Origin of the sequence: Chryseobacterium sp. ISL-6 (assembly GCF_018613715.1) — a bacterium.
GTDB classification, from domain to species: Bacteria; Bacteroidota; Bacteroidia; order Flavobacteriales; family Weeksellaceae; genus Chryseobacterium; species Chryseobacterium paludis.
On record NZ_JAGGPT010000004.1, the window covers coordinates 44,163 to 63,300 of the forward strand.

19 protein-coding genes and 1 pseudogene are annotated in these 19,138 nt (G+C 30.8%); 8 read left to right on the forward strand and 12 right to left on the reverse strand.

From position 1 onward, the window contains the following. Positions 1-93 precede the first annotated feature (93 nt). The 3 genes and pseudogenes from J7E44_RS07505 to J7E44_RS07515 form a co-directional block, all read left to right on the forward strand. The gene (locus J7E44_RS07505) at positions 94-909 is read left to right on the forward strand and encodes an RNA polymerase sigma factor (protein WP_214827333.1); all 816 of its coding nucleotides are present in this window, start codon (positions 94-96) and stop codon (positions 907-909) included. Between the two features lies 1 nt (position 910). Then, positions 911-2,005, forward strand: a complete 1,095-nt coding sequence (locus J7E44_RS07510; RefSeq protein ID WP_214827335.1) for a hypothetical protein — start codon at positions 911-913, stop codon at positions 2,003-2,005. A gap of 112 nt (positions 2,006-2,117) precedes the next feature. Next, a pseudogene (locus J7E44_RS07515) lies at positions 2,118-2,466 on the forward strand (XRE family transcriptional regulator); the annotation flags it as partial. A gap of 140 nt (positions 2,467-2,606) precedes the next feature. Here the strand turns inward: J7E44_RS07515 and J7E44_RS07520 are convergent. Then, a complete protein-coding gene (locus J7E44_RS07520) occupies positions 2,607-2,972 on the reverse strand; it encodes an antirestriction protein ArdA (protein ID WP_214827338.1) in 366 nt (121 codons plus the stop codon). Positions 2,973-3,553: 581 nt separating this feature from the next. Beyond that, complete coding sequence (locus J7E44_RS07525; RefSeq protein WP_214827341.1) at positions 3,554-4,201, reverse strand: ATP-binding cassette domain-containing protein; 648 nt, start codon at positions 4,199-4,201, stop codon at positions 3,554-3,556. A gap of 384 nt (positions 4,202-4,585) precedes the next feature. On the opposite strand from J7E44_RS07525, the gene J7E44_RS07530 reads away from it, so the two are divergent. From J7E44_RS07530 to J7E44_RS07550, 5 genes are all read left to right on the forward strand, one after another. Continuing rightward, positions 4,586-4,831 carry a class I lanthipeptide gene (locus tag J7E44_RS07530; protein ID WP_214827343.1) on the forward strand — a complete coding sequence of 82 codons (246 nt, stop codon included), beginning with the start codon at positions 4,586-4,588 and terminating at the stop codon, positions 4,829-4,831. A gap of 96 nt (positions 4,832-4,927) precedes the next feature. Next, positions 4,928-6,121 (forward strand): lanthionine synthetase C family protein, encoded by a 1,194-nt coding sequence (locus tag J7E44_RS07535; RefSeq protein ID WP_214827345.1) that lies wholly within the window; start codon positions 4,928-4,930, stop codon positions 6,119-6,121. A 2-nt stretch (positions 6,122-6,123) separates the two neighbouring features. Next, a complete protein-coding gene (locus J7E44_RS07540) occupies positions 6,124-8,325 on the forward strand; it encodes a lantibiotic dehydratase family protein (protein WP_214827347.1) in 2,202 nt (733 codons plus the stop codon). Continuing rightward, positions 8,312-9,214, forward strand: a complete 903-nt coding sequence (locus J7E44_RS07545) for a thiopeptide-type bacteriocin biosynthesis protein (protein ID WP_214827350.1) — start codon at positions 8,312-8,314, stop codon at positions 9,212-9,214. Before J7E44_RS07540 ends, J7E44_RS07545 begins: the two co-directional genes overlap by 14 nt. Positions 9,215-9,218: 4 nt before the next feature. Further along, a complete protein-coding gene (locus tag J7E44_RS07550; RefSeq protein ID WP_214827353.1) occupies positions 9,219-9,839 on the forward strand; it encodes a hypothetical protein in 621 nt (206 codons plus the stop codon). A gap of 162 nt (positions 9,840-10,001) precedes the next feature. Here the strand turns inward: J7E44_RS07550 and J7E44_RS07555 are convergent, their stop codons facing one another. The 10 genes from J7E44_RS07555 to J7E44_RS07600 all read right to left on the reverse strand — a co-directional run. After that, positions 10,002-10,184 carry a hypothetical protein gene (locus J7E44_RS07555; protein WP_214827356.1) on the reverse strand — a complete coding sequence of 61 codons (183 nt, stop codon included), beginning with the start codon at positions 10,182-10,184 and terminating at the stop codon, positions 10,002-10,004. Between the two features lie 428 nt (positions 10,185-10,612). Continuing rightward, positions 10,613-11,248, reverse strand: coding sequence for a hypothetical protein (locus tag J7E44_RS07560; protein ID WP_214827359.1), 636 nt, complete (start codon positions 11,246-11,248; stop codon positions 10,613-10,615). Positions 11,249-11,275: 27 nt separating this feature from the next. Continuing rightward, the gene (locus tag J7E44_RS07565) at positions 11,276-12,439 is read right to left on the reverse strand and encodes a relaxase/mobilization nuclease domain-containing protein (protein ID WP_214827362.1); all 1,164 of its coding nucleotides are present in this window, start codon (positions 12,437-12,439) and stop codon (positions 11,276-11,278) included. Continuing rightward, the gene (locus J7E44_RS07570) at positions 12,432-12,881 is read right to left on the reverse strand and encodes a plasmid mobilization protein (RefSeq protein WP_214827366.1); all 450 of its coding nucleotides are present in this window, start codon (positions 12,879-12,881) and stop codon (positions 12,432-12,434) included. The genes J7E44_RS07565 and J7E44_RS07570 overlap by 8 nt, the downstream gene beginning before the upstream one ends. A 114-nt stretch (positions 12,882-12,995) precedes the next feature. Beyond that, positions 12,996-13,907, reverse strand: a complete 912-nt coding sequence (locus J7E44_RS07575) for a DUF8464 domain-containing protein (RefSeq protein WP_214827369.1) — start codon at positions 13,905-13,907, stop codon at positions 12,996-12,998. Between the two features lie 333 nt (positions 13,908-14,240). Further along, the gene (locus tag J7E44_RS07580) at positions 14,241-15,479 is read right to left on the reverse strand and encodes a primase-helicase family protein (protein ID WP_214827372.1); all 1,239 of its coding nucleotides are present in this window, start codon (positions 15,477-15,479) and stop codon (positions 14,241-14,243) included. Between the two features lie 74 nt (positions 15,480-15,553). After that, on the reverse strand, positions 15,554-15,832 hold the full coding sequence (locus J7E44_RS07585) for a helix-turn-helix domain-containing protein (RefSeq protein ID WP_214827375.1): 279 nt from the start codon (positions 15,830-15,832) through the stop codon (positions 15,554-15,556). A gap of 80 nt (positions 15,833-15,912) precedes the next feature. Continuing rightward, positions 15,913-16,650 (reverse strand): hypothetical protein, encoded by a 738-nt coding sequence (locus J7E44_RS07590; RefSeq protein WP_214827378.1) that lies wholly within the window; start codon positions 16,648-16,650, stop codon positions 15,913-15,915. A gap of 27 nt (positions 16,651-16,677) precedes the next feature. Further along, positions 16,678-18,042 (reverse strand): Fic family protein, encoded by a 1,365-nt coding sequence (locus J7E44_RS07595; protein WP_214827381.1) that lies wholly within the window; start codon positions 18,040-18,042, stop codon positions 16,678-16,680. A 123-nt stretch (positions 18,043-18,165) separates the two neighbouring features. After that, positions 18,166-19,138, reverse strand: a 973-nt coding sequence (locus tag J7E44_RS07600; protein ID WP_214827383.1) for a site-specific integrase, incomplete at its 5' end; no start/stop codon positions are given.

Consider the following 19,138-nt stretch of genomic DNA (forward strand, 5'->3'; position numbering starts at 1 on the left):
TCTTCCTGAGCTAATTGCAAGCTGCTCAGGAGCACCTTATGATCATCAACCTCAGCAATTTCTTTCAGCAATAATTTAGCTAATACACTGCTTATGAAAAGAACAGACTCTTTGCCCCGAATATTGAACGATCATCAGCTTTATGAACTGCTGAAAAAAGGCAATCCGACATCTTTAGAACATATTCATTTACGCTACAAAAGACTTCTTTTCTGGCTCGGAAAGCAAATGCTTGAGGATGATTTTGTAGTGGAAACGCTTGTTCAGGATACCTTCCTCAAACTTTGGCTACACCGTGATTCCATTGAAACTCCCAATCATATTCTTGGCTTTTTACGGTTTGTTTTGAAGAGGGATTGTATATCGTATTTCAATGCTCCAAAAAATAAATTCACTCGATTAATTGCTTCCCTTGAACGTTTTGAGAATTATCAGGATTATCTTGCAGGTTACGATCCTCTGCATGATAAAGAGCATCTACTTAGCCAGGAATCCGATCAAAAAGATTTTGACGAAGTTAAAAAGGTTTTAAGCGTACTGAACCCCAAAAGAAAACACCTGATTGAACTTTGCCTTGAATATGGCTTTCAGTACAAAGCAATCGCAGAGGCAATGGGAAGCAGCGTGACAGGAATAAGCAATGAGGTGAGCAGAGCCATAGATGATCTTCGGAAAATTCTTAATAGAAGTTCTTTTGAAAAGCTAAAGGAGAGAACTTCAGATAAGGAAGAGCTGGCAGAAAAACTCAGCAGTCAACAACTCGAGATTATGAAAAGAAGGTTTGAACAGAAATCTTCTTTTTCGGTAATTGCCCGAGAACTCAAATTACCTGAAAAGGAAGTACATCGGGAATTTCTGTATGCCTATCAATATCTACAAAATCAAAACACTTCTGAAATACCTCTTTGAAATGGAAAAATCCACCATTACACTTACCCGAAAAATTCAGCTGCTGATCGATCTCCCTGCAAATGAAAAAAACGAGATGTGGGAAAAACTCTACCGGTATCAGAATCGCTGTTTCCGGGCGGCTAATTTAATTGCTTCCCATCTGTATGTCCAGGAAATGATCAAGGATTTCTTTTACCTCACAGAAGAAATCCAATACAAGCTGGCCGATGCAAGCAAAGATGAAATGGGAATGTTCACACGTTCGAAAACAAACACAACTGCTCGAATGGTATTTGACCGTTTCAAAGGAGAGATCCCCACCGATATTCTGGGAAGCTTGAACAATACGATTCAATCAACCTTTTCTAAAAATAAAGCCGACTACTGGCAGGGATCAAAATCACTACGAAACTTTAAAAAAGACATCCCAATTCCACTTCCGGTCAAATGCATCAGCAAAATGAAGTATGATTCTCAAAAAAAAGCGTTTTGCTTCAACATGTTTGCTATTCCTGTTAAAACGTATTTAGGTAAAGACTTCTCTGATAAGCGGCTAATAATGGAACGCCTCTTAAGAGAAGAGATAAAACTTTGCACATCGCAAATACAACTAAAAGCCGGGAAAATCTATTGGCTTGCAGTATTTGAATTTGAAAAGGAAGAGCACCTTTTAAAACCCGAAATAATCGCCGAAGCTTCCCTGTCTCTGGAACATCCTATAGTAGTAAAAGCCAACAATGTGCGAATCAATATTGGCTCGAAGGAGGAGTTTTTATACCGAAGGCTTGCGATCCAGGCAAGTCAAAAAAGGATTCAAACCGGCATCGCCTATGCCCGTTCCGGAAAAGGAGCCAAACGCAAACAAAAGGCACTTTATAAAACAGAAAATTTGGAGAGCCGGTATGTAAGCCATCGGCTTCATGTGTACAGTAGGAAGCTTATCGATTTCTGCATCCAGCAACAGGCAGGTACACTTATTCTTAAAAATCAGGAAGACAAGATAGGAATTGCAAAAGAACAGGAATTTGTGCTTCGTAACTGGAGTTATTATGAATTGCAGACCAAAATAAAATACAAGGCAGAAAAAGCTGGTATCGAATTGATCATTGGATAGCTGAAAAAAAATTACGAGGGTGCTTGTACACCCGTAGGGTGAGGTCATCAGCACTCACTAAATACTCTAGTAGTATATACAACGGCGTGGGTTCCTTTTTTTTGACTATTATATGGAACAGAAAATAAATCAGGGAAGAAACATAAAACGTTTTAGAGAAATGTTGGGGATAAAGCAGGAAGCTTTAGCTTTTGATCTAGGAGAGGATTGGAATCTGAAGAAAATTTCTTTACTGGAACAAAAGGAAGTGATTGAAAATCCCTTGCTACAAAGAATTTATGAGTATTAAGATTAAGAATTCCTGTAGAAGCTTTTCAGAATTTTGATAAAGAACAGGCGATTAATATTATTTCTAATACTTTTCATGATACTCAAGGATTGATAAATTATAGTCAACTTTCAACAATAATCCTATCGACAAATTGATTCAGTTACATGAAGAAAAAATAGCATCATATGATTATTATTTTCTGTATTTTCTACAACTGTCTTCTGATTGTTGTTGTTCTCTGCAACCTGTTCAGTCATTTCAGTACTTTGAGTATTTTCCTGATTACGGGATTTTCATTCGATTTTTCTAACTGTTCATTTATATAATCGGTTAAATAACATCGCCATAAACACTTTGAAAATCCATTTTCCCAACACAATCAACATAAGCCTCAAAAACTTCTAAATCATAGCCAGAAGAGCTTATTTGATCCATTATTTCGAATATCTCTTTAGATAGATAACATTCACTAATTAATCCAAGCTTTTCAAATAATTCGCAATGCTCATAATCTTGAAACATCAACTCTGGATCATCTTCATCATTATGAAGGTTATGCATTGCTTCTAATAGTTCATCATAATCTGAATAATCCGATAGATTGAGCCATTTACCATAGAGGCTTCCGTTATTGTACTTGTGATAAGTTCCTACATAGATACAAGCAGTATCAAGACAATTTGTTAAATTTGCCATGTTGATAAGTTTTAAGATGGTTTTAAAATTTATTGATATTGCCTATCGTGTTCGTAGCACTTTAGGCATTTTTATGTTGTACTGTAAAAATTTATATAGAAAAAAAAGAACATGAAACAGTTCTTTGACACATTAACAAACTCAATATTCATGCTAATTGACAGAGATTTTAACTTTAAAATTAAAGTTTTTAAAATATTTTTAAGCACAAACCGCAACAAACAAAAACTGTTATAAAAGCTAATAATAAAACATACAGTTTGAAGTCTGTCACTGGTAAAAAAGTGTAGGTGGAAAATAAAACTACATCAGCAAAAACTAATAATAACAAAACAACTGTACTAGAAAATGTTTGACAGTTGACAGGGGGCATACAAAAAAGTTCATCTGACACCACTCCACTTAACCTCAGTACCTTCTGCCTTTACACTCATAATAAATTTTGGTATAAAATTGTCACAAAGTCTTCTATAAGGAGATTTGATTTTTCTGAGATATTTTGGTGGGGTATTTTTGTAGACGGGGTTTACCGTTGTCTTTTTGCCCACACAATAATATACATTTGTTGTTCTTTCGACTATCTATTTTTTTAAATATTTAAAAAACTTCAAATCTTCCTGATTTTTCACTTCTTTAATTGAGCCATTATATAATAAAACCGTGCGTGTAGCAATATCTAAAATTTCTGTATAATTATGATCGGTTATTATTATCCCTTTATTTTTGGATTCTTTTACGATACAGTCTTTAAGCTCATTTATATGGATGGGATCAATATTTTTAAATGGCTCATCAAGCAATATATATTCTGCACTAGAATATATAATCAGTAATATTTCTATAATTCTTTTTTGTCCACCAGATAATTGATTTGGTTTACTATTTAGAAATGGCTTTAACAAGGGGTGATTTATCAAGAAAGCTAAATTTTCTTTATTACAAAAGCTGTGAATAATAGATTTGATTTTAATATGAGAAGGAAGAAAATTAAATTGAGGAAGATATTTTATAACACCATTATTGTCAAAGGTATTTTTGATAAGTTTTTCATTAACCTTAATATATTTTTGATCAGCAGAAACTGAGCCAAAAATGATTTTTAATAATGTAGATTTTCCCATACCATTAGAACCTAACAACCCTATAATTTCACCCTTGCTACATGATAGAAAAATATCATGCAATATGGTTTTGTTACCGAAAGTTTTTATTATACTATCTATTTTCATAAGAATGAATATTAAGTCAAAAATAGAATAGCCAGTAGACTGTTAATTCCTAAAGTAATTGTCCAAAGAAATATTTTGTTAAATCCTAAATTATAATAAAAATAATATTCATTGGGATAGATCAATTCATAAATAATATAGTGAATTAATATTGAAAATAGGGAGTAAGAAAGAGCAATGTTTTTAAAGGAAAATCCAAATATAAAACTTACTGCAATGGAAATGCAAAAAGTTGGGATTAGAATTTTACAATAAAAAACTAAATAGCAATTGATCTTATTTAACATACCTTTTAGTCATTATCTTTACAAAATAACAAAATATATTTGGTCAATAAAGAAAAAGTTATATTTTTGTTATATATAAGACAAAATTTTATAATTTATGAAAAAGAAGAAAGTTTTAAAGTTTTCAAAAGAAACAGTAACAAAATTAGACAAAAATTCTCAAAAACTTATTAATGGGGGTAAGTTAATTATGACTGGCGGATGTACAGATGGATGTGGTCCACTTACAAAAACTCATTGGAATTGTACAGAAGCTACTTGTACTGATGATTGCGATTCTGCAATTAATTGTGCTCCTACATCTAAATCATTAGATGGGCTTACTTGTACTTATTATGGATAAAATAAGTTATTTAAAATAACAAGTTATTACTAAACAAAAAATTATTAGGAGGCTGCTTTTATCAGCCTCTTTTTAATTGAATAAATTTTTTAGAGCATGTCATTAATTATTTCGAATAATAAGCAGAAAGAAATAGAAAATTTATTATCATTCATAGCCGAAGGAATAGTAAGTAAAAATAACAATCCAAATCTGGGCTTACTATCAGGAGCAATGGGAGAGACATTATTTTTATATGAATACTCACAAATAAACATTCACTATAAAAAATATGTTTCTAAAAATATTGATTACATATTTGAATCTATTGAAAACGGGAATGTTCATCACACATATTGTAATGGATTACCAGGCATTTGTTTAGGGATTGATTATATTGAATCAAAAAGAGATAAGGATTATAAAAATTTTGATTTTGTAGATGATCAGATTGATGAATGGCTTATTGAACAATTCAATGTTTGTATTGAAGACGGTAATTACGACTTCCTACACGGAGCAATTGGAATAGGAATTTATTTTTTACAAAAATTTAAAAAAGGAGATATCAAATCGAAAAAAATCTTAAATATTTTACTAAAATTCCTATACGATTCTGCAATAAAAGAAAATGGTATTATAAAGTGGAAAAATCATAATAATATTGTGAATATATCTTTATCTCATGGCATGACAAGCATAGTACTTTTTTTATTAGAGCTATCTAAGCTAAATATTAAATTTGATTATGATATTGAGCAACTTGTCAAAGGGGCAATAAGTTTTATTTTAGCACAAGAAATTGATCTAAAAACATATAATTCCTTTTATCCTTTTACATCTATTGAACAGCAAAAAGATAAAATACACGGAAGTAGACTATCTTGGTGCTATGGTGATCTTGGTATTGCAATAATGCTCAGAAAATCTTCAGAAATTTTTAATCAAACTGCATGGGAAGAAAAATCCAGAGAAATATTAGAATTTTCAACAACAAGAAAGAATAGCAAAGAAACTACAATTGTAGATGCAGGAATATGTCATGGCAGTTCTGGAGTGGCATTAATTTTTTACAACGAGTATTTAAAAACCAATAACGAGCATTATGCAAAAACTGCTCAATTTTGGCTTGATAGAACGCTAGAATATTACAAAGAAGATCCTGAGCATTTTTCAAAAGTTTGTTACGATACCATCACAGGAAATTATATGGCTAATCCAAGTATTCTTGACGGTACTTCTGGAGTGGGATTAGTTTTGTTATCATTTATAACGAACCAGCTTGATTGGTCAAAATTTTTAACTATTTAAACATGAAAAAAAAATATTCTGTATCGGATAATTTTATAATAAGATACCCTTTTTTTTCTTTCACATACAACAATGGGTGGGAGCTTGATGATATTTATAATTGTAATGAATTTCATTCTCCTTTATATATAGCCTCTCCTGTACTTTTAGATGAATTTAAAAAGCTTAAAGGCGGAAAGATCAAAGATGTAAAATCAATAGATAAAATAAACATTTCCTTATATAAATACTGGAGCAGAATAAAGTCCAGACCTACTCCTTTTGGTTTATTTTCGGGGGTTTCTTTAGGTGAAATTAATGACCATAATGATCTTATTTTCAGTGAAAATTCTATCTCAAAAATTAGAATGGATATGAAATATTTATTTGATGCTTTTACACATCTTAAAGAAATTCCTGAAATAAAAAGAAAAACACTTTTTTATCCTAATGACAGTATTTATTCATTTGATGGTAAATATCGTTTTGTAGAAAAAAAATATTTTAAAGATTCTATTAAATATGAAATATCTGCTACTGATAAAACCTCATCTTTAAAAAAGATTTTATCAGTAGCTAAAAATGGTGTAAACTTCAAGGAAATTATTGATCTTCTTGTGTCAGAAGGATATGATGAGGATGAAGATTTATATGAATATATTCATAATATAATTGATTCTCAAGTCTTAATTAGTGAGCTTGAACCTGCATTAATTGGGGAAGATTATTTGGAAAAAATTATTAAAACTTTTGAAAAAAGAAATATAGATCATGATATTTTTATTAAGCTACAAAATTTAAAAAATAAATTAGATCACTTGAATAAACGAAATACTGTTATAGAAATTGAGGATCTTTTACAAATAAATGAGATTGTTAAAAATATCGATATTCCTTTTGACAGTAAATATCTCATTCAAATCGATTCTACAAAGCAGCTACAATCCTCATATATAAATAAAGAATATACGGATGAGCTAATAAATGCTATATCTTTTTTATCAAAAATAGGATTAATAAAGAATGAAAATGAAGATTTGGAAAGCTTTAAATCTACTTATCAGGAAAAGTATGAAAGTGAAGAAATATCTTTACTACAAGCACTTGATCCAGAAATTGGAATTGGTTATCCTGTTAGTAAGAATGTAGGAAAGGAATATAGCAATTCATTAATAAAGAATTTCCGCCTTGTTAATAACAGTATTAAAAAAGGGCAAAAAAAATGGGATCAGGTACAAGATATTTTATTGGAAAAAATTATTGAGTCAAAGGAAAATAAAAATGATGAAGTCGTAATTTCCGAAAAGGACTTCCCATTCTTTGACATGATTACAACAAATATGCCTTCCGTCATTTACTCTATATTTGAAGTGATAAATGACCAACAAAAGAACGCATCAATTTATGTAAAATTTGTAGGCAATGGATCAGGTGCAAAATTAATGAGCCGATTTTCAAGGCTTGATAAAAACATTGAAGAGTTTGTAAAAAAATTAATCAAAATAGAACAAAGTAAAAGCAATTTTGAACTTGTAGAATTATCACATTTATCGGAATCCCCGAGAGTTGGAAACATTTCGATAAGACCAAAGCTTACTGAATATGAGATCACATGCCTGTCTAGGTCTAATTTAGATCAAAAATTTGTTATTCCTTTATCTGATATTATGGTATCAATTAAAAGAAATAAAATCATTCTAAAATCTAAGAAATTAAAAAAAGAAATTTTTCCAATTCTTACTACAGCTCATAATTTTAGAGATTCTCCTTTTCCTGTATATAGATTTTTATGTGATATACAGTATCAAAACCTTCTTTTTAATGGATTAATGTTAAACCTTAACTTTAATCTGAATTATATACCGAGAATAAGATATAAAAATACAATCTTGCGATTAGCAAGTTGGGAAGCTGCAAAAAATGAGCTTACAAACATATTTGAAAATGAGTTAGATGATATTTCAAAAATGGAAAACATTTCAACATGGATTGGAAATAGAAAAATACCACAATATGTTTTGATTTCAGAAGATGATAATGAAATGTTTATTGACTTTAACAATATAAATAGTGTTAATGTATTTTTATCTCTATTAAAGAAGAAAAACAAACTTAAATTAGTCGAATTTTTATTTAATGAAAAAACAGCTATTATAAAAGATAGTTTTGGAAATTCCTACCGAAATCAAATAATTATACCTTTGTTTAAAAATGATGAAGAATAGAAAATATGCACCTGGATCAGAATGGCTTTATTTTAAAATTTATACGGGTTTTAAAACAGCAGACAAACTATTATTGAACAAAATTTATCCTTTAATTACAGATTTAAAACGAAGAGAATATATCAAGCAATTCTTTTTTATAAGATATTCAGATCCTCACTATCATTTAAGAGTTAGATTACACATTGCTGATCAAAAATTTTTGGGAGAAATAATGGTATTATTTAATAAAACATTCTCTAATTTGCTAAATAACAACATTATATGGAAAATTCAAATTGATACATATAATCAGGAAATTGAAAGATATAATATTCATTTAATTGATCACATTGAGAATTTTTTCCATATAGATAGTGAATATATTATAAAAATTTTAAAAACTGTACATACTAAATATAATAATGACGAGGATGTAAAATGGGTTATTTGTTTAAAGCTCATAGACAGCACTTTAGATTTATTTTGCTCGGAGGAGGAAAATAAGCTAACTATAATCAGTGCCATGAGCGATTCTTTTAAAGATGAGTTTGGGTTTAATATGTATAATTCTAAACAATTTAATGAAAAATACCGAACAAATAAAGCCAAAATAGAAGCCATAGTATCTGGTGTAGATATTATTGAAGAATATAGTTATGAGAGTTTGTATAATATTTGCAAAAAAAGGTATAGAGATTTAACATTGACTACATCATCAATTAAGGAGATACAATTAAAAAAACAACTATCTCAGGATATTGTAATTGATCTTATTCACATGATGATCAATAGATTGATTCCTGCCGAGAATAGACTGCATGAGTTGATATTATACGATTTTGTAAAAAGATACTACAGTAGCATTATAGCAAGAAAGAATAACAAGAAACAGATAAAAAAAGCATAAATTGATGATTTCAAAAAAACATGTATTTTGGGATTATTTTATTCTTAGCGCACGATTTTTAATAGGTTTTATATTTATTAGTTACGGATATAGTAAATTAATAAATAATCAATTCGGTCTAAGTGCAATAGAAATGTCAAAACCCCTTAAAGAAACGAGCCTCTTTAGACTGTCTTGGTATTTATTTGATCAACAGCCATTCAAGGGCTTTATAGGCATTTCTCAAATGGTCTGTGGTTTATTGATTATATATAATAGAACTTTAATTTTAGGAGCTTTTATATTCTTACCTATAGCTATAAATATTCTTGTTATTGATCTTACTATTATGCCTTCTCCTATGTCAAGGATCTTTGCATTCAGGTTTTCTTTTTATATTATTTTGGATTTATTAATTCTGTACCACTATAAGGAGAAAATATTGATTATCTGCCAGGCAATGATGGATAAAGTGAATACAAGATATAAATTTTCTGTGTGGTGGTACCTTTTGTTACCTATATCAGCAATTATTTTGGAAATAATAGGGGCATTACCAAGTGGTATAATAAATGTAATTAAAGACCCTAATTCTATAAAAGAGACATTTGTTATAATAAATAAATTAGTAAAAAGTATATTTTAACTTTTAATGAACTAAAAATCTTTTCCTTTTTATAAAGAAACAGGTGCTTGACAAAATTATAGATGGTCTTGCTATGGACTGCGGGAAGATCCGGATAACGCTCCATAAGACGATCTTCGATCTGGGTGGCAGATAGATAAGGTTGATGTTCTAGACTCTCTTTTACGTAATTGTAATAAACGGAAAGTTTCTCGGGTTGATTTCTAGGCCGTGAGATCCAGTCATGAAACCTTTTTCTGAAAGCGAAAGGTACTTACGCACTGTAGCACGATCTAAACCCGTTTCAACATGAATCTGACTAATGTTTAGGCCTGATCCTTTTAATTCTTTAACTTTGTACCACATAAAAAACTCTGTTTTTATTATTAGGTCGTATTTGATTTTGTTTCACACCAAAAGATCCGGCCTTTTTTTTATTCTAGCTAATTCTGTGATGATTTACTTTTGCTAAAATTTGTTGATACAAAGTTGCTGATTACAATACAATTAATTCATCTCAAAGAGATGTTTTTTATTATGTTAAGTGGCTTATTTAGTGTGGGAAGTCTTCACTTCTTTTTTCAGATTATCAGTTTTATTTTACAGTTCTGTAATCTGCTTTGTTTTTGCTTCCAGTTCTGCTTTATTCTTCAAAATCTGGTTGTTTTTGTTGTTGTCCTCTGTTGGAATGTGGGAAAATCAGATGTTTTGGTGTGGCTGATTTTTCCACATTTCAATAGAGCGGTCTATGAAAAGGGCATGTTATTTAATTCGTTGAAAAATAGAACTGATTATTATTCGTTCTTTTTTGCTTCAAACCCATCCTTAAACCTCAAAAAATCCTCTGCTTTTTTAGGATTATTTTTAATCCAAATTTGCATTACTTTGGTATTTTCTTGCAGTATTTTTATCTCATCTTCATCGTAGATTTTTTTTCCTTCATCAGCAATTTCATTTAAAATATCTTGGCGCAGTTCACTTTTGGCTTTGATACTTTCTTTGTACCATTTGGTTGCAAAGTTGATGGAAATAATCAGAATTAAAGTGGCCAAAATAAATATCGCAATTCCTGCCTTAATGAACTTTACTGTTGTTTTTAATTGTCTTTTAAAATCCTCTAAATGACCTAGCGTTTCTTGTGAAAAAAAGGTCTCAAATTTAGTTGGAATCATCATTGCAAACTCCTCTCTTTTTAATTGTTCTGTCTTAGAAAATTCTTTTATTTCGTCATAAATTTTGTTTTCGTTTTTGATGTAAAATTGTACTCTATCAATGATTGTATATAAATATTCAACAACGCCTTTAATTTCAGCATTAGATTTCATATTCTTCTCATTTGAAGTAATATTTCTTTCATTTGATTTTATTACATTTTCTAAAAGTTCCATTCCGCTAATTTTAGATTCATCGTTTTGTTTTTGATTTTCCATTTTCTTTGATTTTTAAATTGTTACTATTTATCTTGATTTTCTTTTCTTTTTCCAGATTTCATCATCGTTTTGAGCCACATAGCTTGGCTTTAATAAGCCTTCTAATAGTTCACCTGCTATTTCTATTACGCTTTCATTTTTTGCAGATTTTGAAGGAATAGCGTTGTTGTTAATATTTTTCGTTACTTCATTTCCTATCATTAATTTTACTAGATCTTCAAAATCAGAATCGATTGCCGAAAGAGAAAAACCAACATTTTTCTGGAAAAAGAAGCCGTTTTTTTGTTGATTTAATGGTGTTCTATCAACTTTATTAATCCAAACATCTTGAATTTCATTTTTTTGATTGGCTTTAAATTCTCCATCATATTGAATCTTTACAGAATATCCTTTCTGTTCAATATAATCCCGAAATCCTTTCAAATTTGCGGAGGTTCTTTTGGCTTCACGAACTGCATTTTTTACTTCAAACAGAGATTTTATTTCAGAAGTTTTTAATTGATTGGAGATTTCAGATAATTTGTAACCTGCTTTATAAATCCTTTCTGTTTGATGATTTTTGTCCTTTTCCATCACAATTCGCATCCCCGAAATACCCTCCCTGACATTTGAAGACAATTGAACTTCAAAACCTCTTTCTTTCATTTTTAAAATAAGAGAATCAAAATTATCTACGGCTTTCAGGGCTTCTGTAAGGTTTTTCAGCATTTCTTCCTTTTTTCGAATTCCTATTTCAACATCGGTTAATAAGCCTTTTTCTTTACAGACTTCTCGAACGGCTTCTCCAAATCTTCTTCCGATGTCGTGTGATTTTACTGTACATTTCCCCGAAATATCAATCCTGTTCACGATAAAATGAATGTGTTTTTGTTTGGTGCTATTATGAATATCCAATCGAAATTGGTTGTTTGCTGTTACGCCAATTTTATCTAAAGCTTTGATTGCAATTTCTGTAAATTCTTCATCCTTTAAATTTATGCCGATTTCGTCCGGTTGAGAAATGTAGCCTGTTAAAGCCCATTTTTTCACTTTAGGATTTCGGTCGGCTACGATTTTCATTTCCTGAAATTGACCTTCCGCAGTGTAACTCAAAAGATAATTTGAAGACACCATTTCTGCTGTTCCTTTATCATTTCCATTATATTCCAAAGCGATTTTTGTAATGGTTCTTGTGGTGGCAGAATTATTCATCTTTCCGAGTTTTTGAATATAAATATTGATGAATTAATTCGATTAGATTTTCAATTCTCATTAAAATTTCTTTCTTATTTTCAAAAACATTCCATTCCCGATTTCGCAAAAGATTGGTTATTTTTTTGAAGTGAGTTCCATATTGAAGTAAGATTTCATCGGTTTGGAATTCATTGATTTTGAGTTCTTTTTCAAACAGAATATTCCGAATATAAGTTGATAGTTTTAACGGGTGTTTTTCCTGTTTTTGAATCAGAATTTCATATTCAGAATTGGTCATTCTTATTGAAATCACTTTATCTAGTTTTTTATTTTCCTTGGTCTTCAAGCCACCTTTCCGACCTAATTCCTGAAAATATTTTTTTCTCTTTTCCTGAGCAATCTTTGCTTCATTTTCTTTAGTGGCTTGGTGTATGAATTCTTGTAAAAAGTCTTTTTCCATTGTGTTTATTTTAGTGTATTTCAAAACATTTCTGACGATAGGAAGAAATCAAAAATCCCAATTTTATAATCAGCGGACACGCTTATTGTAAACTTTGGGTACTTTTTGCACTAACTACCCACCATACTTTACCTGTGTATATTTTACTCGCCTTCGCCTGTATCTAACTTGTCTTTCATTGGATGGACTTTTGTGAATCATCCAATCATTTAAGTCTTTGAAATCTGAATACAAAATCCTGCAATCTTCTGCGTTTTTATTTTCATTTCTAATCATTTCAACGGTACGGTTTCCAGCATCGTCATTGTCAAAATACAGCTCAATATTTTTATAGTTTTCGAGTGTACTTTTTATGCTGGAAATCATCGCAACCGAATTCATAATGATATAATCGGTAGGTCTTTTTTCTAAAAAGCTTTCTACATTTTTAAAGGAAAGAAAATCGAAAAAACCCTCGAAAATCCGAAGCGAATCAGAACCGTTTTTGATGGTTGATATATCCTTTTTACCAAGGCAGATTTTTGAATATTTGTTGCGAATTTCATAACCGCTTGAATCATTTTTAAAACCAATTCCGAAATAGTTTTTATCATTCATTCGGTAATGAATTTCTTTTAAAAATTGAGTTTGATTTTCAACTTTTCTTTCATTCAAATATTGCAAAAGAGCAGGGTGCTGAACATTTCTTATTTCAATTATCTCATAAGTTTTTGGAAGATTCTCAAATTTCTGATAGGAAATATTTTGATTTTGAAAAGAAGAAAAACTCTGCTTCTCTGCCCATTCCAAAACTTCACTTACTGAAGCATTCAGATATTTCTTTATAAAGTCGGTATTGTTTCCGCCAATACCTTCTGAATGAAGATACCAAGCGTTTAGTCTTTTATCCAATTTAAAAGAGGCTTGGGATTCGTTGGCAAAGGGACTCAGATACCAAGCTTCTTTTTCATTTTGTTTCGTGGGAAGGTGTCCGAGAGAAAGGAGGACTTCTTCCAGAGGTATACTGTTAAATTGTTTGCAGTTCATATTGATATAATTATGTGATTGTTGATTTATACTTTTATACAATTATGTGTTTTGATTTTTTATAACCTTATATTATAATTTCTTGGTTACATTGATTTTGTCATACATATAATGGTTTGTGTGTACGGGTTTTCAATCTGGAAAATTTTTGATGAATTGATGAGAGAATAATATATCTTTTTGTAATACAGAAAGTTACTTCCTCATCAAACCCTCATCATCTCATCAAAGTTGTTTTTTTTTGCTCATCAGTTCCTCATCAAAATTCAGGGTTTTAAAATTTGATGAGGCTTTTGATGAGATATAATCCATTGATTTTCTTTTCATTATCAATTAATTCATCATTTCATCAAATTTTTGGAGAATAAAATTCTTTTCTACTATAAAATACCTTCCGGTTTTATTCTGCTGGTAGAAGCTTCCACTATAATCAATATCATATTTGATATAGGCTAATGAATTACTTTGTGGTTCTAATTTCCAGTTTTCTTTCAGAAGCTTTCTGATATCGTTAACCGTCCAGTACAGGTTCCTGAACATTTTACCCAGCATATTGAAAATATCCTGTGGAATGAATTGTATTTCTTTATCTTCCGTACTCTCAAAAAATTCGTACAGAAGTTCAATGATTTTGGATTCCAGCTTGTTGTTATTTTTCCAGACGAGTTTTTCAAGGGCTTTGGTTCTGATCTGAGAATCTGTAAACCACATTCTTGTTTTATTATGGCTGTGAAATGGGCGTTCAATCAGATAGCGCAGGAAGTAGGAAATTTCTTTGTTTAGATTTTGTAGGAACTCGATATTTTCACTCTGAATGGATTTTACTTTGATGATCCAGAAACGGATTTCGTTTTCATCAATCTGAATGAAATTGTCTTCATTATTGGAACATAAAATGAATTTTCCAAAGAATTCTATTTCTTCCCTGTCTTTTCCTTTGGCTTCTTTCTTATCTTTATTGGTGGTGGAAAGATATTTTAGTCGTTCGGTAATTTCCTTTTTATCAAAGAATACTTCATCAATAGCAACAAGGAGCATGGAAGCCCAGTCTGAATTAAATTGACTGCTGAAGGAATCTCCTTTAATATAGGTCATATTAAGCCCGAAAATTGCTTTGAGCCATTTAATGAATGTGGACTTTCCGGTGGCTCTTTCTTTACTGACGAGACAGAGGATCGGAAGCATTTGCACAGGATATTGAAGCAGGATTTTGATATAGTCTAACCCTAATTCCAACTGTTCACCAAAAATATGTTCCATAAACATAAGGGAAAACGGAATTTTCTCTTTAAGTGAAACAGAATTGATATTTTCTTTAATAGGTTGGAAAGGAATTTCATTATAAACATTGTAAAAACCTGCAATAATCTGTTGATACTCCAAATGGGACGGTATACAGCAGAATCCGTCATATTTTGGGACTTTTGAAACGTAGATTTTTCCGTAATCGCTGATAATCGTTTCACGATTCCAGCGTACCAATATTGAAATCTTATCTCCAGAGATAAGTGGTTTTTCAATCGTTTTATAATACGTTGTTCCTACTCTTAGATAAGGAATTTTTTCGCTCATTTTTAAAGGTTTAAATCCGTACAGGAAATACGGAACGTTAAACAATAGGGTTTCAGATAAACAATTGGAACTGTTTACCTTTTGTATTTAAGTGATTTCACCTCATGTAAAGCGTTCATCAAGTCTAAATGATTGACTCGGTAGAACCGCCCTATTTGTTCAGCTTTGATATTGCCTTTTAAAATGTGGGAGCGTACGGTCTGGTAATCAAGCTTTAGAATTTCTGAGCATTCCTTGATAGAATAAAATTTCTTTTTTAGCTCAATTTCAGGTTCTTTTTTTAGGGAATGAACTAAGTCTTTTATTTCTCCTAGTTCGTCAAGAATGGTTTGAAATGGGTTGGTTGTCTGCATAATTTGTAGTATTTAAATTTGCAGGCAAAAGTGTGTGATTGGAATGATTAATAGTGCAATTTTACTCAATTGCGTAAAGTTTAATGCTTGATACTAAATAGGTTAGATAATTCTTGATAGATACTTTCTTCAAAATCAGTGGTTTTAACAAGAATAGCTCTTGAAAATGTTCCTTTGTCAAAATTGGTATTATATTCATTTTCCATTGCTTCAATAATTGTAGTGTCTTGAAAATCGGGATTAATGATAAGGTTGTCTTTCAAGAATCGGTGGATTCTGATGAAGGAAGATTTTTGATCTACGAGTAAATTGTGATTTTCATCGATGAATTTTTTGTCTTTCAAGAAAGCAATAAATATTTTTGAGCTGTCATTGCCGATCATAATATCAGATAATCGAATCTCCCTTTTTGTTTTGCTTTCTAAAGCAAAATATAGAAAAAGGGTAGTTTCAGCACCAGTGAGAAAATTCCCCTGTAACTTCATCAGGTTGCTTGAGTTAAAGTGTTTTGTCGATTCTTTCCTGTATTGATCTAAACAATACTGAATCTTCTCCTCAAAATTATGATTTCTGGAAGCATCGATGTCTTTGAAGTGAAAACTGAAAAAATTATCCAATTTTTCGTATCGGATCAGAAATTCATTTTTCATCTTTTCGGTAAGAATGATTTTGCCAGCTTTCTGTTGAGCTCGTTCAATTCTTTTAGACAGCATCTTTTGAATTCTTTCTCGTTTGACAGCCCAATAATAGATCATCATAGGATAGCCTATAATCTCTTCCCAGAAATTCCAACGTCCATAAAGTTTCTGTTTATCCATAATTTCAATGATTATTGATTCAATATGCTATTTTCTCAAAGCATTAATTTCCCAATTATCTTTCCATTTTTTGAATTCTGACGGTCTAATTCTGTATCTGGCAAAATTTCCCTCGTGTAATCCCATTAATTCGGTTTCAACAGTTTCTATAAATTTTAATTGATCGTCTTGGGGAATATTTTCCGCATCTGTTTTGATTATAAGAATAGCTTGGTCTTTCTGTAGAGCTTGTGATACTACTTTTACAATTGTATCTCTCATTTCTTCTCTATATTTAAGACGGAAGGTATCTGGTTCGCCTAATGACTGACGGATGGCTGAATAACGCAAAGAGGATCTTTCATATGCCCAGATAAAAACATCTTTGAGTAGATCTATGCGATTCAGCTCATATATCCCCAACATACCCTTTATATAATAATCTTCCGGCACATCGATAAACGAAAGGGGAGATAGATTTTTTTGATTAAATGGGATGTTTGCCGCAAGACGTGAAACTCTTTTATTTACGTCATCAAATGGTTGCAAATACGGAAAATGTACTAATACAAAAAAGGCTTGCTCGAAAGTATTTTCAATTTGATTTGCTTTGTCAAGAATTAAATCGAAATATTCAGAGATCAATTGAGGAATTCCTAATGGAGTAAAAACGGAATTTGTGATACCAACCCCGAACGTTCTCAACCTACCTGATGCCGAAGGATCAGGTAGCAAGTTATTAGATAGAAGTGCGTGTAAATTTAGAATAGTGTATCTGTTAAACCCTATTTCATCGGACATATCAACAAGAAACTCAATAGCATCTTTGTGATTCAATATCATTTGAGTTTCCTTAGCAGATTTGTCATCAGCAGGTTTACCATCGTGAATTAATAATTCTGTATCTAAAAGTGAATAGGTATTTCCTTCCAATCGACTAGAATTCCAAGACAGATCAATCATCAATCTATTCAAGATCTGCCTTGCATAAGTGCCCGCTGGCTGATCATCCCCTTGAGTCGTTCCAATTATAGCAAGTTTATCTTTTTCTTCTGCTGATAAATAGCTATCAATATTAGGGCGGTAGTTATCTAAAAATTCCCTGTTGTATCCAACTGGAATTCTTTGATTTTCAGGACGGGAAACAAGATATAAAATCTGCTTTCCTTCTAAAGATAAGGGAATCAAATCTACAGAAGCACTTTTCTTATCAGCCTTTTCTATAGAGAAATATCGTATTGAACGGGCATCACCTTTTGTAAGCAAAAGATGATTTTCTTTCAACTCCTTAAGTCGTCGTTGAAGTGTACGTCTTTCAATAGGAAAATTTAGATGGTCTTCAATTTGTTCAATAGAAAGCCCTTCCTGCGTTAATATTTGTAAAATTGCGTCAATTTGCTGGTGTCTTGTCATACTGGTCAAACTTATGCGTATAAAATTACTATAAAATTGTCGCAATAACAAAAATTGCGACAAAAAATGTCGCTAAAACACTATTGCGACAAAATCATGTCGCAATATAAAAGTTTATAGCTTCTACTTAAAGACCTCATTCATATAATTTACCTTGTCCTCCTCACTTGGTCTATAATAAGCATTAAATACTTCTAAACTTGTATGCCCTGTGTAGCTCATAATTATTTTGTCAGGAACTCTTTTGTTCTTCATTATTGTAATAAAACTTCTTCTTGCGGTATGGGATGAAATTCTTTCCCAAAATTCAGACTTTACGTCTACTAATTCATCACCGTATTTCATAGTCTTCTTTATCTCATCAGTAAATTTCAGTTCTTTAAATACTTCTTTAATGTATTCGTTCATTTTCTGATTCGTAATACTTGGTAAATTATAGTCATACTTCTCAAGAATCGATCTAGAAATACTGTTTAAAGGAATTGCTAAGTTTTTGGACTTACTTTTCATATCAATCACACGAATAAAATCTCCCTCGATATCACTCTTTGAGATTGTACTATAATTACCGAATCTCATTCCGGTAGTACAACCAAAAACAAACAAGTCACGAACTTTTTCCAATCTCTTATTTTTTTCGAAATCGTGATTGTAGATAATTTCCACCTGCTCATAATTCAAAGCAATTTCATCAGTTCTAAATTTTGGCGGTTTTTTAAAACCTATAAAATCATTATTGTAACTGTATTTTTTGTTTAATGACCAAAGCAAAAATGTTTTTAAAAGACCTACATTTCTATGAACAGTATTTGCGGAATGACCTCTATCTTCAATACAAAATTTTAAAAATTTATTGAATGTATTATCATTGAATTTACCAAGTGCTAATTTAATACTTGCTTTAGATGCAAAATCTTCCAACAATGTTTTATTGCATTTATAGCGTTTAAGTGTTGAATTAGATATTGAATTCCCAGAATAATCATTTTCTTTCTCCTCAATAAATTCATCATAGATCCTGAAGAAATCATTTTTTGATTTTGCTTTTTTAAATTCTTCATCAAATCTCTGACGTATGTATGTCTTCAAAATAAAA